We start from the raw sequence: 15432 nt of genomic DNA on the forward strand, positions 1-15432 counted from the left end.
GGAGTAAACATGCGGCGAACATCATTGGCAGTGGCGATTGTATTTGTGCCTTGGTTGGCCCAAGCTGATTCCCTTTCTGACTCTAATTTACGCAATGCAGGTCATCTCTATGCCTACAAACCCATATGCAATGGTGACGGGGATAGGCTCGCTCGGAGATACCGCGACCTTGCAATCAAGGGCGGTGTTAGCCGAAAGACTGCAGATCGTACGATAGCAAAGATATCAGGCGGTCTTGTCGCCAAGTCCAAGAAGGACAGCGAATTTATGCTTGGGTATTGTCTGGAAACGGAAAAGAACCTCCCCAACTTTAGCGCTGCTCTTGAAGATGGGAACAATGATCCGAGTCACAATCCTGTCGTGCCGGTCGTGGTCATTAGTCAAGCTGAAGCTGACTGTCGCGCCGTAGTGCCAGCGCGAACCAACGCAGAGCGACTCGCGCTCTATGATGAGTGTGTCGAAAGCCAAATTCAGATTTGGCGCATGCAACAGCGTTACAATTGATGGAACCGATCGCTGACAATGCAAGCGCTTGGTCGTGGTATGCTATCGTTACACTGGTCGTGGCCACTGGATTGGTTTCCGCACTATTTTCAACTGGAGTTGATGCGGTAAAAGCTTGGTGGCAAAAAAGGGATGACGCGAAATATGGTGCTATGAGGGCCGCGGTGGCACTCGAGCGATACGCTGTGGACTGCTGGTATATTTTCATTATGGGAGAGGGAGAGTATCAGAATCACCGCGATATGACGTCTATGCCTTTGCCAACTGCTCCAGATCTGGCAGACGACATTAATTGGAAGGCGTTAGATAAGAGTATCGCTGACGATATCCTCTCTTTTATGAACCAAACTGGCATAGTCGAAGCGTTGGCAGACTACGCAAATGCTTGGGAGCAGAATCCCTATGATTTTCATTCCGCAGCCAAAGAACGGGGGTTGGCAGCTTTGAAGTTGGCGGGGCGCATTAGAAATAATGCCAATATGAACGGTCGAAATGATTTCGATCGGCTATGGAAAGATTTCACAAAATAAGGCGCGAAATCTAGGCTTTCTCTTTACTCCACTCTAATAGTTCTGCTGTAACAAGGACAGGCCGATTGCTGTAAATGTGAGACAGAAGCTTTAGGCGGTCCAAATGCTTTTGATCAAGTGCTGCGCTGACATCGAAATCATCTAAGAAACGACGTGACGAATTTTCCCATAGATCCAGAACGTATTGGGCAAGATTTCCGTTGGCTGACAGATTGAATTGATCGTCAATGTTAGTTTGAATGCGTCTAAGGATGTCCAAGCGTTTGCCAAAACCTTCCGAGTCTTTAATCGGGCTGCCAAATTCTTTATGGATTAGCTGGCTGGCTTCCGAATTGGCTGAATTTAATGCATGGGTGATGGCGGACACATGCGGCGACGATAGATCGAATAAGAAATAATCGTCCATCGTTTTCTTAACATCAGAAAAGTCGATCTTTTGCCCCAATACGGCGTGCTGATTCACAAGGTCATCATAGAGTTTCCAGTGAGATTGCCAATCGGCACCGCTTCCCCATCGCCCTGCGGATACCTTCCCGATGATCACTTCTCTGGTGTATATGGCTACAACATTCTTCAGTCGTTCAATGAGATCAGCTGCCTCTTTTTGCTTATCCTCCCAAAGTTCGCCCTCAAAACCTAGTCCTTTGAAGCGTTTAAAGCGGGCAAGATTGGCATAAATGAAACTCAGGAAGCCGAGGCCGAACACGACAGCTGCGTTTGTTATCTTGTCCTCGTAGATTAGGAAGAGGGAGTATCCCAGCAGCGTTAGCCCAGCCAATGAGAAAACGATCCTCTCCCAATTCTTAGCGGCGAGCAGAGCATTCTGTTTAAAAGAGTTCATGAGGCGACCAATGTTGAGGGGAGTGTTTACAACTCCTTATCGGATACGCGGGGATTTGTCCTCGATATCTCGCGTCACACAGACTCACTGAGTGCGTTCTCGATCTCACAAGTCATATTCACCGGATTTTGCCCTCTGGCGTGTGGTGGCTTGATACGGGCCATTCTGTCGGCTTCCGCATGTCCATCAATGATTGACCCGAGCCTGTAGCAACATATACGAGCACTTGCAGCGATATAGCTTTCCCGAACCAAATGTCTTGAATGTGCGCGGATTGAAGTGGATGATCTGCGGCCCATCACGAACGAAGCAATCCAGTCACGAACGCAGCGCTGTGCGGATAAATGGCCATCGAAATTACCCGGACTGGAGCTAAGAATGCGGCCTCGATGGTCTTTGCGCCCACTCTTCGTAGTTCATCCTGCTGCTCCATCCCTTGTGAGTAGAAGATCTGCAAGCGAACTTATGGCGGCTTCGCGCAGTGTGATATCAGGATCATCGCCCTTATACTCCAGCAGCACCATGAGAGCCGCAAACATGGCCATTCGCTGAGCCTGTTCAATCTTGTACTGGCCTCCAGACCCGACGCAGCGTAACAACTCCTTGCTATGAGCCTCAACCATCTTGTTAAACAGATCTATCATACAGCTTCCCTTTCCATCCAATCCAATAGATCACCCTGCATCGGTGCGTAAAACCGCGGCGATAGTAACACTCGTAACACGTGGGTCGTGGCTATGTATTCTGGATTGGTCCACGCCCTTATCCACCTTGAAAAATTACAGACCACCTCCTGATTAGTCTGTGAGTAATGTCGTGTTTCCCACACTAGAGCCGCTTGACGTTCTCGATAATCAACTCCCTATTGGTCGATCATATTGAAAGATCGGGCAATGAGATTCGCAGAAAACGGCCCCTCAATACCAAACGAACTACTCACACTCCGTGATCAAGGAGAGGTAGTGTTTTTTTGCGGGGCGGGTGTTTCGAAACCCGCGGGGCTTCTAAGCTTCTTTGAGCTGACAGTTCAGGTGATGAAAAGGCTAGGTGTCTCTCCAACATCAAAGGTTGGGGCTCAGATGGCGAAGGCAATCGAAGAGAATGATCCCGAGCTTGCTCCACCGTTCGACCAGATTTTCGGGTTGCTTCAAAGAGAATACACCTCGGGAAAAGTCGAGAAAGAGGTAACCACGCTCTTAAAGACTCCACGCAACGCTCATGTCGACAACCATGATATCGTCTTGAGACTATCCAAGGACGCGACTGGAAATCCATTTGTGGTTACAACAAATTTCGATCTCCTTTTCGAACGCGCAAGGTCCGGTTTGAAAAAGTGGCATCCTCCGATGTTGCCTCCTGTGTCGGGAGATCAAATTCATTCCGGAATTGTATATCTTCACGGTCGCCTGGCAAATCCATTGCCGGCCGGTGCTTCAAATTCTCTAATCCTAGGCTCTAGTGATTTTGGACGAGCATACTTGGCGGACGGTTGGGCGACGACATTTATAAGGCAATTGCTAGAACGACGAGTTGTCGTTCTTCTTGGCTATTCCGCCGGCGATCCGCCCATCCGATATCTTCTAGAAGGGTTGCACGCCAGCACTTCTGCAAAACTGAGAACGATTTATGCATTCGACAGGGGTGAGGAAAGCGAAGTTGAAGCCAAGTGGCGCGATCTAGGTGTTATTGGGATTCCATTCGATCGTTTCGAAGATCTTTGGGCAACTCTAAAAATGTGGGCTGAGCGCGCTGATGACCCACAGATGTGGAGACAGACCACCCTATTGTTGACCCACGGATCTCCTCGTTGTCTCAAACCATACCAACGCGGACAAATTGCTGCGATAGCGGCGACCGCGGACGGTGCAAAGGCCTTTGCTGATACGATTCCGCCTCCTTGTGCCGAGTGGCTGTGCGTGTTTGATCGTCACGTCCGCTATGCTCAGCCTGCCCCCGAAGGATATGGAAAAGACAAAGTAGAAATAGACCCACTCGAGGAGTATGGATTAGACGACGATCCGCCCAGGCCGACGAATGCCATAACCCAAGCCGCCGGCATCGACCTTTTGTCAACTCTATTGGTTGATACCGACCAGAATACATTCACTCGACTTGCGGGTTTTTTACCGAACCGTCGTGGCCTTGTGCCACGCCGACTTTGGTCATTGGCGCGATGGTTCGAGGCCATCGCACATCAACCGGCTGCTATTTGGTGGGCCTCAAGGCAGCTTAATTTGCATCCTGATCTTATTTGGGGAGTGAATAGGCGATTAACCGGTCATGGCGAGAAATTTGATGACGTAGCGTGGCGGACGTGGGTTCTTTTATCAGAAGTCCAACAGCATAGTCATGATGATATTCATGATCTTGAATGGTTCGATTTTGTGGCTCTTCTGAAACGCGCTGGATGGACGAACACTACATTCCGCGCTTTCGAAAAGGCGATTTCGCCAAGACTCGTCATCGATACCTTCGATCTCACCAAATTGCCGCCATCAGTTGGTGACGATCAAGACTTGCACAATGTGGTTAGCTTTAGGGTCCATTGCCCATCTCGGCATGGTCAAGCAATTGAGATACCCGAAGATGCACTTTCGCGGGCCTTCTCAATATTAAGGAAAAGTTTGGAAAGCACGATCGTACTTCTGGAGGAGACGGGGCGTTCCGCTTCTTTCTTTCGCCTTCCATCGATTGAACCGGACAGCCGACCTGGTGAGCGATACGTGAGTACCGATGGGCCTGACGCGAATTTCCTGTGGGCTGTAGAACTTTTCGAATCGCTAACAAAGTTTGATCCGGCGTCGGCACTTCTCGAGGTCGCGAAATGGCCAGAGAACGATGGATATTTTTTCGATAAGTTTAGGCTATATGCGTGGAAGATCGAGAATCTCTTCACGACTGACTCTGTTTATTTAGGGCTCTTGAATCTTCAAGAGGGCTCCTTCTGGAGCCCCTATCTCCAACGGGACCTGCTTCATCTTCTTCGCGCAAGATGGCGCGATTTTTTACCTGAGTGGCGCCAAGAACTAGAAAAACGAATCTTTAAGGTCCCAAGTGCATTGTTGGACGTTGACTCCGATAAAATTACATCGAGAAGGCGGAACTACATTGGCAGCCGTCTTGGCTGGCTATATCAAAACAATTGCGCACTCTCCCCTGAGGCCTTGAGGATTCTCGAAGCATGCAGAAATCAGCCTGGTTGGCGAATTGCTTGGGAAGCCAACGCTGACGACGATATGGAAGGACGAGGCGGTGCGGTTGAACGGCGACTCGATGCAAGTGGGCTAACGCACATAAAGACTTCCGAAGTCATCGCGAAAGCTACCGAGTTATCTGGTCATGACTATGCCATGTTGGTGGAGTCTGCTCCGTTTGAGGGGTTAGTGCGTGAAAGCCCGGCTCGTGCTCTCGCCGCGTTAGCCGCAGAGAGCCGCAGAGGCAATTTTCCTAATCAGTTTTGGCAACAGATTCTTTCGAGTTGGCCCGATGAGACACCACCACGTCTCCTTGGTCTCTGTGGTAGGCGGATAGCGGCGCTGCCACTAAGTTCGCAAAAGGAATTGCGTTATTACACGACCAGCTGGATTGAGACCCATTTGGCTACGATTGCAGTTCGGGATAGCAAAACATTTTACCGGGTCTGGGACGCGGTGTTTGATGCTCTGTTAGATGGTGGCGAAGAAGTCACGGTCAGTGGGGTGGGGGACGCACGGATCGGTGGGCGGATAGTGGAGCGGTCTAGGAAGACGCTGATTCATGCGATCAATGCCCCAATAGGACATCTGGTGTGTGCACTGTTTAAGTCGCTCGGTGGGCGAAAATTCAAGCGCAATGAAGGACTTCCTGAGGACTTTACGAGGCGAGTTGAAAGATGCCTCTTGTCCTTAGGGGAAGGTGCTGACCACGCAGCATCCTTGGTCGGTGAGCAGCTCGATTGGCTTTACGCCGTCGATAAGTCTTGGGCGACGAAAGCAGTTCTGCCAATCTTTGATATTGCATCGCCACGTGGTGAGGCCTCATGGAACGGGCTATTATCTCGAGAACGCGTTCCCCAATCAGCGGAGCTCTTTGGCTTAATAAAAAAGAACTTTTTGAAAATATTTGATGAGCGATTGGATTGGCTAAGGGACGAGGAATTACAACGGCACACAGCTAAATTCTTAATACTTGCGACGTTCTGGAATAAACATGATCAACGATATCCAAGTGATGTCGAATGTAGAACGGCATTGCAAGGTATAGACGACATCGGCCGCCAATCAGCGCTGTGGATGCTCCACAAAATTGTTTCAGAAGATGACCAGTGGCCGTCGTTTGGGAAAAAATTCTTTTCAGCAATTTGGCCTCAAGAAGCCAGGTTCCAAACCGGGAATGCGAGCGAAACAATGGTGCGAATTGCGGAAGATAACCCTGACCGGTTCCCCGAGGTCGTTTCGGTGATTATCGACTATTTGAGACCAGTAGAACATCCAGATATGTTTATCTTTCGTCAAAGGCGCCAGAATGCCGAAGACGATCGCCAGACGCTAGCAAAGCGATGGCCCCGGGAGGTGCTAGCTGTTGCAGATCATATCATTGCGGCAGAGCCAGCCTACTCTCCGAACGAGCTCGCCAAGCTCTTAGATGATATTGCAGTCTCCGCACCAGACATGCGCAATACAAGAGCTTGGAGACGTCTGCGCGACCTGGTATCGAGGTGAACCTTCAGCAAGACATACAGGCTAGGTTGGCTTCAGAGGAACCCGTCACCGGCATGATCTTTGAACCGATCGGCACGTCTAACATAGGTTTCTACGGTGCGCGGGTCGCGGTGGCGCGTCACTTCCATAATGCGAGAGATGCTTGCACGGTTTTCGGCCGCTGAGGTCACGAAGCCGGCACGCAAGGAATGGCCGGACAGCTTCGACATGTCCAATCCAGCAGCGTCAGCATACCTTTTAACGATCAGTGCCACAGACTGCCCCGTAAGTGTGCCTGCGAGAACGTTACCGCCACGACTAATCGGCCGGAACAATGAACCAGTGGTTATGTTGGCCGCGGATAGCCATTCTTTGAGCTTATCAACTGGCGCCAGTGCTTTGCCATTGAGCAGTGCCACAGACTGCCCTTTGCCTTCCTGATCGGTTTTTGAGCGCGGGAGAAAGACATCGACGCCTAGTTCGTTGAATGTCAGGTCCTCGACATTGATCGCTACCAGCTCAGAGCGCCGGAATGCACCTGCAAAGCCGATTAGCAGCAATGCGCGATCCCGCTTGCCCTGAAGGGTGTTGCGCGGCACCTGAGCCAATAGAGCATGAATAACGTCTACGGTCGCCGGGGCCTTCTGGTGAGGTGCTGTGCCGACTGTGCGGCGTATTCCCTTGAGAATGGCCGCCACGCCAGCATGATCGGCTGGATTATCCATATCGGCGGCACGATGAAAGAAACGGATCGCTGCAAGCTTACGGGCGATTGTCGGCACCTTCTTACCGTCGCTGGCCAGCATCGAGGCGAAATTCGCTACAGTGGCCGGTAGAGCTGGCAGCGATGAACGCTCACGTGCCGCGCACCAAGTCTGAAACTCTTTCCAATCAGCTTTGTAGGCTCGGGTGGTGTTGGTCGACAAAGCGGCGCTACCGAAGTCACGCGATGTCTGGCTGAGTTCCTCGGCCGCAGAAACGGCGTTCGGTTCAAGGATGGCTATGGATTGGACAGCGTTCATTGTTTGCAAACCCTCCAGTCAGCATTGGTAGCGATAAGTGGTATTCGCGATATCTAGTCGACGCCCTTGCGCGATTCCTCTTCAAAGCCGTTTTCAAAGGCCTCATAAAGGTCGGTCCCGTGCGTAAAGGGGTTTCGGTCTAATCCGCTCACTGGATCATCCTGATAAGCTTCGCGTCCAAAATTCCATGCGCCGTCTAGCTCGCGTTGAGAGGATGGCGGTGCGTCGGTGTTGACAGCTAAGCGAACGCCCGGCTTCCCATGGTTCAAAAATTCAATACCAGCTACCTCAAGGATACGCTGTACAGTTTGGACATTCTGGGCTCGACCGGCAATCTGGTTTGATCCTGCCGCTTCCATGTTTCGAATTGTATTCACGTTGACCCCAGCGCGAACGGACAAGTCTGTCTGATCCATCCCGATCAAAGCGCGCGCTGCCTTTAGTTGATTTCCAGTAGTAAGCATGGATTACCCTATTTTCACTATTAAACTAGTTATGACACATAATTTGACGTTGACAAACCTTTTCTGCCTGTCATAGTTAACATAATACCAAATCTAGTTATTAAACACAAATAAGGAATCGACAATGCCGAAACAATCGTTTCCGGCGACCTGCGAAGCTTTGTCTACAGCTCGCCTCGCCACCATCACCAGCCTGAAAACGCTTCTAATTCAGCCGAAGAAATATGTCGGCCGTGCTGAGGGGTCAATGAAATGGCGCCGCAATCTCGAACGCCTCAGCAAAGGAGGCAATTAAAATGGTCAACTTTGCGCCGGATCTCACTCTTCTAAGCATCGAAGAACTAGCAACTGTGCACGAGCAGTTCCAGACCATCTCTCAAGTGGCAGCAGGCCTCGAAAGTCAACCGCGCTCGCTAAGCTCGGAACGAAAGTTTACGTTGAACAAGGCTGGCGAACTAATGAATGACCTTCTGGAGATGGTGAACGGCGTTCTAGGTGATGTCGTACGAGAAGCGAGAACACGGGTTCCATCATCAAGAAGCGAGCGAGGACGCTGGTTCTTTCTCGCAATAACGGACGAAGTTTGGACTAATGCCAATCCTGAGTTTGTGGCCGAGGTTGCGCAAAAGTTGATTACCGAAATGCCATCATGGCAAGAGCGGGAGACACGGCCATGAACGCCCGCGATAACATGATCGATGTGCAGGATAGTCTCCAGAAGGGCTTGGATATTACTCGCACTGCATGGGTCGCGTTGAACACAACGAGCCTTCTCACCGATGAAATGCTGGGGTCTGTTGCCAATACGCTATGTGGAGCGATTGAAGCCTTCGAGCGTGCAGAACAGGAGTTGAGAAATACCATATCGGCGGTGCAATTATGAGCGGAGCAAAGCACACTCTATTCATGCCGGTGACGCGATCTATGCGCAAAAGGCTGGAAAGCGCTATAGAAAGCCTTGTCGCACTCCTAGACGAGATAGACGGCGATCCTGACTACGAGGACGATGAACGCGAACTAGACCACGCTGAGGACGGCGTGGCTGATGGCCAGGCGTTAGACATCATAGAACACGCCTTGCATCCCGAAAGCCGTCAAGGGGCTTGGCGATGAGGTTATTTCGCATATGGCTGGCAATAGCGATCCTGCGGCTTGCACAAAGGCTGCAGGGTACTTCCGAACGCATGCTGGACCAGGTTGAGGATGAGCTCATACAGGAGCGCGTTTCGCGGATGTGGAAATAACCTCTTTCCATTAAGCCTAATTCGCAGCTCAGACGTCATTCGCATTGGTCTGTTTGCAATCTGGCATATCGAGCACACGGGCACGATTGGAACGAATATGCTGACGGACGCGATAGTAGGGCATGGTACTTCTGCTAGCTCTACGGACAGCGATAATGAAGTTGCTAGCTTGTGGTGGAATTTTGCTCACTCTATCTGGCGATGTTGGACGGCCAGGTTCGGAAAATTCTCCCCCTGTTAACAAAGACGTATAGTCTGATAAGACCTCGTCTGTGTTATCCAAAGCAAGTTTATGCAAACTTTCTCGAATGTCCGCATAGGTTCCGTCTATAAGAGATTGGATTCCCTTAATATGAGCCTCAGCGACAGCGAACTTGACAGTTTCTTTCCCTGAGGAAAAGTCATCCGACCAATATGCTACTCCTAACGCCGCCGAGTCACTTACGATCTTGCATAGGTCATCGCATCTTTTGTCAAACTCGTCCCGGCTGTGCTTCCAAAGATTGAAAAACAATGTAACGGTCGCGCCAAGGAATGCACCAAAGAGACCTGATAAAAGCAGCACTACGAATGCATCACTTGTGACGTAGATGCTTTAGCTTGTCGCTTTCTCTCTTCCTCAATGTACTTCAAGGCCGTAACTTTGTGGTGTTGAAAACGATTGGTACGCGCTTCGATACGCAGATGGCTCATGACATTTTCGTAGGAAAATCCATTGCGTAGTAACCCAGCAAACGCTTCGTCTAAAAACGATGAGCCGTAGCCTGCAACCTCATCCAACACTACGGTAACTATCGAAGAATCTTCAATAGCTTTCGTTAGTGCCGGTGCCAAAATGTTAATGCGGAACAGTTCGCCGCTGTCTGGGCCGTGAACCTCATAGCGAGGCCCTGGAAACTGCGAAAATTCCCTTGAAATGAAAATGGTGCGATCGGTCATCAACACGTCCATTAGAGCTTGAGCTTCCATTCGATCAGAGTTCCACCAATAGGAAATTCATGGGTAGAAATTTTCGGCTTTCTGCCTTTTTCCCAAATATAATCGCCGTTTCGGCTCATAATCCTTAGCCGCCCCGACTTTGCTCTTTCCACAACTTCTACCATACTATGTAGACCTTTTCCATGCTGTGGTAACCCTGTCGCTGACTTTGCAATCTTCATTGCGAGTGCAATAGCAACGCCGTCATTAGTATAATGATCCACTGGGTGTAGGATTTTTGCGCGCACCGCGAGTTTTTGAGCTCTCCGTTTTAGAAGTGGCCAATGTTCCCATTTGGGCAAGCTCACTGGTATTGATACTCCTTGATCAAATACCATAACCGTAACTAACTTTTCTTTAAAATTGACGGAACCGGTCATCCACCATCGCTTTAGCTGCGGAAAATCCCACTCCATATCGTTCGGATAAGCCCAACTGCGGGAGTTAAGTATTGCTTCGAGCATACCAGCGTACGGCTCAACATCCAGTAGACGTTCACCTTCCTGGTCGGGAAGAAGTTTTACCAAAGCACTTTGGATAGCACCGGCAGATGAACCGTCAGCCTGATCGCCTGAGACGAATTCCAGTATCCGCACGTTGTTATCTTTATGCACGGCTGGACTGTTCCGTTTCATCTCAAGCAATTGGTGAAAGCCTAGTGATTTTAGAACATTGAGTACATAAGGATCCCAAAGGTGCTCATCAACGGTGTTCAGCCGTCGACCAGCAATAAACTTTTGGCGATCATACAACGCCGCCAAAACGAGCGCGGCAGTGGGCGTAATTTGTTTAACGCTTTTAAAGTCGTAATAGGAAAAGAGTTGCTCTAACCCAAAGGGTTTGCGGTTAGCAGGAGACTTTGTGGCAACATCAACTGCCCGCCGAAGTATGGTATTTCGCATCCCGCTAAGGAACTTGATCGTTTCGGAAGTGTTCCCATCGAGGCAAAACACCTCCGGCATAAGAACTTTTGATGATGCAATAGCAGATGAAGTGCCAGTACTACGAAATACGGTTACGCGCTCACCGGTAGCTATCATAACGCGCTTATATTTTCTTTTTTCTTTTGAGCGCAATTCGCGGGCATGTAGGCGCATCGCGCGCCTAGCCATTACAAGCCGCCGACTATAGTCCATGAATTTCAATTAAAGCTTCCCCACCAATTATTCGGCGAAGGTCGCACATCATGGCCAGAGACTACAACCTAAAAGAGATTGTCATTTAAACTGGGTTGCGAGAGTGTGGCTGTTGGTAGTGATAATAACAGTTATCGTTGGTAACAGATTGAACCAAACAATCGCGCTCAGATACGATCAAAATTATGGGTCAGATTCAACGGCGTTTTGCGCGCACCAGATGACGAGATTGATCCGACCCAAGCTTCTACATCGTTCTGGTGACCAGTTGTTCGACAGCCTGCTCTATAGCAGGCATAGGATATTCGAACCCACCCCAGATGCCGAACAGTTCCGCCGTTGCATTTTTAATGTAGGGAGCGATTGCGTCGGTAGGCGTTTCTAAAGGAACCTCAACATAACCCACCGCACCGTTATCATGAGATACGCCCCAATCCGAGAAGTATCGACGACGGTCAGCCCATGCTTCGATTTTTCGACCTTTGAGATTGTTCCAACGAAAAGCGAAACCAAGCAAGGATGTTTCTTCTTCACACCCGAGTGCCTTAGCCATAGCAAGTCCAACGGCGATGGTTTCGGCCACACGATAAACCATTAGACTCGGATCAAAGATCGTACCGGGAGAGTACTTATCCGTTAAATCGTCCTGTAGAACCCTCCACAGATAGAATTCGCCACGGGCATGCATTCGGTAATAGTCAGCGTGTAGTCCGCTCCACTCGCTCTCAAGGTTGATAATAATGCTTTCCCATCCTTTTTCGATTTTTCGAGGATGAGAGGCTCTGTCTTTGAAATTGCGCGAGTCTAGCCAGACCGGCCAACCCGTATATCTTGGATTTGCTGACGCAACCCTGTTCAGAAACTCTTGATCGGAATCTATTTTAGGTAAAGCCGGGTCGATAATCATCTGCACCGACCAAGAGCCCTTCTTCATTAGGATACCCGCCGCCGACGTGAACTCTTCACTTTGAAAAACTTGATCCAATCGGCTTGTATTCTCGTCAAGAAGCTTCGTGGCTCGCTCTTCTAGCGACATGTTCCGAGTAATTTCACTACCAATGGACTGGAGGAAACGGGCTGCTCCTTCCACGCCGAGTTGGCGTCGGAGGAATCGCCCAATATCGGCCTCGCGATTCTCAAAACAGATGTCGACTATCTCGCGCCAATCATTGTAGGTAGCCAGGGATGAGCTAGGGATTCCGTTTGCATTTAGCGTTCGGAAATAGACACCATTCTGGTGAACCAGCTTCTTTGTTCCATCGACTAGTTCACGTTTGGAAGCCACTGGTACCGTTACCCCCGGGCCAACTGCTATGACCGGGAACTGCATGCCGTCGCGGTTCGCGAACCCAACCTGAATTTCAAATGGAATAGAGGCATACTTGGAGACCAGTGCCTGAACAATATCTTGATGGAATGCACTCTGCACGCCGGGTAGAGTGTTTGCTACGTCGGGCTGTAGAGTTTTGTCATCAATACCGACAATGAAGTACCCGCCGTTTCGATTCCGGAGCGCCATGCACCCGATGGCGAGCTTAGACGCGCCGTGATTAGTTGCGGGGTCTATCCATCGCTTTATTTCGACATTTAGACTTTCCGAAGGGTTAGCCACCAGATTGTCAATAAAATCTTGAGATATTTGCAAGCTGACACCTCGGGCTTTTAGCGAAAGTACATATGTAAGGATTAACATTCCTGCATCAATTCGTCGATGATCTTCTGCGCTTGGTGTTCTTGCTTTTCGCGTGGCTTTCAATCGCAAGTTACCCAAATGTATAAAACGACAGTATGCTTAAAGCGGACGAAGGCTTTCAGCCTGAGGACCTACTGATCGCTGCACTGTGAACCGAGAAGTTGGGAGATCATTAAATCTTGAACGCCACAACTCGTGATTACTTGATACTAGATGGACAGCGTTTCCAACGTTCCAAATTTTCTTCGTGCTGTGATTGACGACTGATCAGCGGTCTGCGAACTTGCGAGGGGCATAGGGGTGAAATTTTGAAAACAATCATATTGGGCTGTTTGGCTGTAGTAAGCATCTCGACTGCTGGCGCTCATATCGCTTTTACGCTGCATTTATGACCGACTATGTGCCACTGATTGCACCGGCCGCAGCATTAATCGGTGTCATTGTAGGAGCAACAATTAACTCTTGGTCACAAGAGCGCATTCGTAGGCGAACAGCACTTGAGGCAAAGTTATCATTGGCGCAAGGCATTGCGGCAGAAGCTGAATCATACCTCAAGCTGATTCAACGCCGCGAAATTATCCGTTACGCAAAAGAGATCATACGAGCTAATCAACTCCAAATAGTAGCTGGAGCTGGTGCACGTCCCGGCATGGTTCCAAAAATGTGGCTCTCCGGATTTGAAAAAGATAATGATCCGTTTCCGCTTCTAAGAGCAAATTTTAGCAGCTTGGGGGCCTTAGGCCAATTGAGCATCGACGTGGCAAGATTTTATAGCCAGGTTAATGGCATACGGGCCACTATGACGATGGCCGACGAAGGCAGATTCGATTATTTGTTGCCTTCGGATATCATTAAAATTATGTCTACCGAGATTAAGTTCTGGCACAATACAGAGCGTCTTGGCTGGGATATGATCAACAGATTACGCCAAATAAGAAAATAGCCAAAATTGCTACACAACCATCACAGCCACGGGTGAATTACTGAAGCAGACAGGACAATAATCAGCATCAATGGAAATCGCGACGATATTCTCAGGAATTGCCCTAGTACTAAGCGGTGCCAGCCTCGCAATCGCATATTGGAACCGGCAAACAATTTTGACGAACCAAACTATCGTCGGCCCCCGAGTTGAGCAGTGGACGCATTCTCGTGGTCTTCACGATGCTCCATATAGAATTGTCCGTTTAAACATCCATAATGATCCGAGCGGACTTTGGATGATTGGTTCGCTACAGTTAAAGTCGCCCGGTACCGCCCTATTCAGCCGTTGCGGAGATTCGGTCTCAGACGCACTTGGATCGGCAGTAGATTACGCTCCAATAGAATGGCTGCAGAACATTCAACTCGACGGCAATCAAACGTTTTTGGCGAAACCCTACAATGAAGAAATTTCAGTATTGGTAACGCTTTGCGCAAAAAGCGATGCCTCGATACAAACTACCCGGTCTCTTAAACTAACGATTGGACGATAGTGTGGGGGCGAGTAAAAAGAAAAAAGCCCAGTTCTTTTCTGAGCATCCACATTGCTATTTTTGTGGGGCGAAAGCCGACACTATCGATCACGTTCCGTCTCGAGAGTGCTTTAAGGACCGAATTGGACCCGAAGGATATGAATTTCCTGCGTGCGCGAAGTGTAACAATGGATCGGGGAAACTCGAACAAGTTGTCGCCTTGTATTTCCATATGGCAAATCACGATGTAGCTGACCCACCGGTAAACCAATATATGCGGCTGATTAGAGGCGTTCGAAACAATAGTTCAAAATACTTGCCGAGATTCATGTCAACAAATGAAAAGCGACGCGCTGCAAGATCTATGAACTATGTTCTAGGTCCTGGGGAAACCTATGCCCAAGCGCCCATCGCTGAACTGCCAGCTGAAAACAGGGAAGCATTCGAACTTTTTGAGAGGAGACTGAGCTGCGCGCTCTTTTATAAGCACATAGGGAAGATAATGCCGCAGGATAATATGCTGCGGACGCTACATTTGGCCGTTGTCGATCAAAAAGCCGAAAAGCTTTTGAATGGAATGGCGCCAGATATGGCGGAGCTTACAGAAACAACCCGCCAAAATACCGATATTGGCGACCAGTTCAACTATCTTTGGAGAGCAATGCCAGACGAGAATTTCTTTATCTATATTGCGCAATTTTCGAAAGCATTTTTTATCGTCGGTGTTTCGTCACCTCCAAACGAAGGCACGACCGGCCCTGATTACAAAGCGCATGCCTCTGACCTACAATAACGGCTCTGGGACCCTCGCGTTACCCTCTGTTATAGTTCTTAGGTAAGACGCCTCTCAACACTGCTTGTAATCCCGATGACCCTGTGACTAACAA

At 49.4% G+C, this 15432-nt stretch carries 16 protein-coding genes; 9 read left to right on the forward strand and 7 right to left on the reverse strand.

The window, feature by feature from the left end; genetic code table 11:
• Window positions 1–9 precede the first annotated feature (9 nt).
• Window positions 10–504, forward strand: coding sequence for a hypothetical protein (locus AC6CHM_RS09215; protein WP_498172804.1), 495 nt, complete (start codon window positions 10–12; stop codon window positions 502–504).
• Window positions 504–1034, forward strand: a complete 531-nt coding sequence (locus AC6CHM_RS09220; RefSeq protein ID WP_498172806.1) for a hypothetical protein — start codon at window positions 504–506, stop codon at window positions 1032–1034. Before AC6CHM_RS09215 ends, AC6CHM_RS09220 begins: the two co-directional genes overlap by 1 nt.
• Before the next feature lie 10 nt (window positions 1035–1044).
• On the opposite strand, the gene AC6CHM_RS09225 is transcribed toward AC6CHM_RS09220, so the two are convergent.
• Window positions 1045–1875 carry a hypothetical protein gene (locus tag AC6CHM_RS09225; RefSeq protein WP_498172808.1) on the reverse strand — a complete coding sequence of 277 codons (831 nt, stop codon included), beginning with the start codon at window positions 1873–1875 and terminating at the stop codon, window positions 1045–1047.
• Window positions 1876–2291: 416 nt separating this feature from the next.
• Window positions 2292–2519, reverse strand: a complete 228-nt coding sequence (locus AC6CHM_RS09230) for a hypothetical protein (RefSeq protein ID WP_498172809.1) — start codon at window positions 2517–2519, stop codon at window positions 2292–2294.
• A gap of 435 nt (window positions 2520–2954) precedes the next feature.
• Here AC6CHM_RS09230 and AC6CHM_RS09235 point away from each other — a divergent pair, with 435 nt between their 5' ends.
• Window positions 2955–6575, forward strand: coding sequence for an SIR2 family protein (locus AC6CHM_RS09235; RefSeq protein WP_498172810.1), 3621 nt, complete (start codon window positions 2955–2957; stop codon window positions 6573–6575).
• A gap of 32 nt (window positions 6576–6607) precedes the next feature.
• Here AC6CHM_RS09235 and AC6CHM_RS09240 read toward each other — a convergent pair whose 3' ends face one another.
• Together AC6CHM_RS09240 and AC6CHM_RS09245 are read right to left on the reverse strand one after the other, a co-directional pair.
• Window positions 6608–7576, reverse strand: coding sequence for a site-specific integrase (locus AC6CHM_RS09240; protein WP_498172812.1), 969 nt, complete (start codon window positions 7574–7576; stop codon window positions 6608–6610).
• Window positions 7577–7629: 53 nt separating this feature from the next.
• On the reverse strand, window positions 7630–8040 hold the full coding sequence (locus AC6CHM_RS09245; RefSeq protein ID WP_498172813.1) for a helix-turn-helix domain-containing protein: 411 nt from the start codon (window positions 8038–8040) through the stop codon (window positions 7630–7632).
• A 124-nt stretch (window positions 8041–8164) separates the two neighbouring features.
• On the opposite strand from AC6CHM_RS09245, the gene AC6CHM_RS09250 reads away from it, so the two are divergent.
• Genes AC6CHM_RS09250 through AC6CHM_RS09265 form a run of 4 tightly spaced genes read left to right on the forward strand, consistent with a single transcriptional unit; the run spans window position 8165 to window position 9153 of the window.
• Window positions 8165–8335 (forward strand): hypothetical protein, encoded by a 171-nt coding sequence (locus AC6CHM_RS09250; protein ID WP_498172815.1) that lies wholly within the window; start codon window positions 8165–8167, stop codon window positions 8333–8335.
• Window position 8336: 1 nt separating this feature from the next.
• Window positions 8337–8717, forward strand: coding sequence for a hypothetical protein (locus AC6CHM_RS09255; protein ID WP_498172816.1), 381 nt, complete (start codon window positions 8337–8339; stop codon window positions 8715–8717).
• Entirely contained in the window at window positions 8714–8923 is a 210-nt protein-coding gene (locus AC6CHM_RS09260) for a hypothetical protein (protein WP_498172818.1), read from the forward strand. The genes AC6CHM_RS09255 and AC6CHM_RS09260 overlap by 4 nt, the downstream gene beginning before the upstream one ends.
• 41 nt (window positions 8924–8964) lie before the next feature.
• Complete coding sequence (locus AC6CHM_RS09265) at window positions 8965–9153, forward strand: hypothetical protein (RefSeq protein ID WP_498173313.1); 189 nt, start codon at window positions 8965–8967, stop codon at window positions 9151–9153.
• 695 nt (window positions 9154–9848) lie between these two features.
• Here AC6CHM_RS09265 and AC6CHM_RS09270 read toward each other — a convergent pair.
• The 3 genes from AC6CHM_RS09270 to AC6CHM_RS09280 form a co-directional block, all read right to left on the reverse strand.
• Window positions 9849–10223 (reverse strand): STAS-like domain-containing protein, encoded by a 375-nt coding sequence (locus AC6CHM_RS09270; protein WP_498172819.1) that lies wholly within the window; start codon window positions 10221–10223, stop codon window positions 9849–9851.
• Between the two features lie 11 nt (window positions 10224–10234).
• Window positions 10235–11407, reverse strand: a complete 1173-nt coding sequence (locus AC6CHM_RS09275) for a hypothetical protein (protein ID WP_498172821.1) — start codon at window positions 11405–11407, stop codon at window positions 10235–10237.
• A 238-nt stretch (window positions 11408–11645) separates the two neighbouring features.
• Window positions 11646–13154, reverse strand: coding sequence for a hypothetical protein (locus tag AC6CHM_RS09280; protein WP_498172822.1), 1509 nt, complete (start codon window positions 13152–13154; stop codon window positions 11646–11648).
• Window positions 13155–13479: 325 nt separating this feature from the next.
• Between AC6CHM_RS09280 and AC6CHM_RS09285 the strand changes: the two genes are divergently transcribed.
• Together AC6CHM_RS09285 and AC6CHM_RS09290 are read left to right on the forward strand one after the other, a co-directional pair.
• Entirely contained in the window at window positions 13480–14034 is a 555-nt protein-coding gene (locus AC6CHM_RS09285) for a hypothetical protein (protein ID WP_498172824.1), read from the forward strand.
• Window positions 14035–14567: 533 nt separating this feature from the next.
• The gene (locus tag AC6CHM_RS09290) at window positions 14568–15338 is read left to right on the forward strand and encodes a hypothetical protein (RefSeq protein WP_498172825.1); all 771 of its coding nucleotides are present in this window, start codon (window positions 14568–14570) and stop codon (window positions 15336–15338) included.
• The last annotated feature ends 94 nt before the right edge of the window (window positions 15339–15432 follow it).

Source organism: Phyllobacterium sp. GQ127 (assembly GCF_059758635.1).

What these genes read in the sequence shown, in the direction of transcription:
- AC6CHM_RS09250 (WP_498172815.1), top strand. Translation starts at nt 8,165, where the DNA reads ATGCCGAAACAATCGTTTCCGGCGACCTGCGAAGCTTTGTCTACAGCT.
- AC6CHM_RS09245 (WP_498172813.1), bottom strand. Translation starts at nt 8,040, where the DNA reads ATGCTTACTACTGGAAATCAACTAAAGGCAGCGCGCGCTTTGATCGGG.
- AC6CHM_RS09235 (WP_498172810.1), top strand. Translation starts at nt 2,955, where the DNA reads ATGGCGAAGGCAATCGAAGAGAATGATCCCGAGCTTGCTCCACCGTTC.
- AC6CHM_RS09240 (WP_498172812.1), bottom strand. Translation starts at nt 7,576, where the DNA reads ATGAACGCTGTCCAATCCATAGCCATCCTTGAACCGAACGCCGTTTCT.
- AC6CHM_RS09255 (WP_498172816.1), top strand. Translation starts at nt 8,337, where the DNA reads ATGGTCAACTTTGCGCCGGATCTCACTCTTCTAAGCATCGAAGAACTA.
- AC6CHM_RS09225 (WP_498172808.1), bottom strand. Translation starts at nt 1,875, where the DNA reads ATGAACTCTTTTAAACAGAATGCTCTGCTCGCCGCTAAGAATTGGGAG.
- AC6CHM_RS09270 (WP_498172819.1), bottom strand. Translation starts at nt 10,223, where the DNA reads ATGACCGATCGCACCATTTTCATTTCAAGGGAATTTTCGCAGTTTCCA.
- AC6CHM_RS09215 (WP_498172804.1), top strand. Translation starts at nt 10, where the DNA reads ATGCGGCGAACATCATTGGCAGTGGCGATTGTATTTGTGCCTTGGTTG.
- AC6CHM_RS09260 (WP_498172818.1), top strand. Translation starts at nt 8,714, where the DNA reads ATGAACGCCCGCGATAACATGATCGATGTGCAGGATAGTCTCCAGAAG.
- AC6CHM_RS09230 (WP_498172809.1), bottom strand. Translation starts at nt 2,519, where the DNA reads ATGATAGATCTGTTTAACAAGATGGTTGAGGCTCATAGCAAGGAGTTG.
- AC6CHM_RS09265 (WP_498173313.1), top strand. Translation starts at nt 8,965, where the DNA reads ATGCGCAAAAGGCTGGAAAGCGCTATAGAAAGCCTTGTCGCACTCCTA.
- AC6CHM_RS09220 (WP_498172806.1), top strand. Translation starts at nt 504, where the DNA reads ATGGAACCGATCGCTGACAATGCAAGCGCTTGGTCGTGGTATGCTATC.
- AC6CHM_RS09285 (WP_498172824.1), top strand. Translation starts at nt 13,480, where the DNA reads ATGACCGACTATGTGCCACTGATTGCACCGGCCGCAGCATTAATCGGT.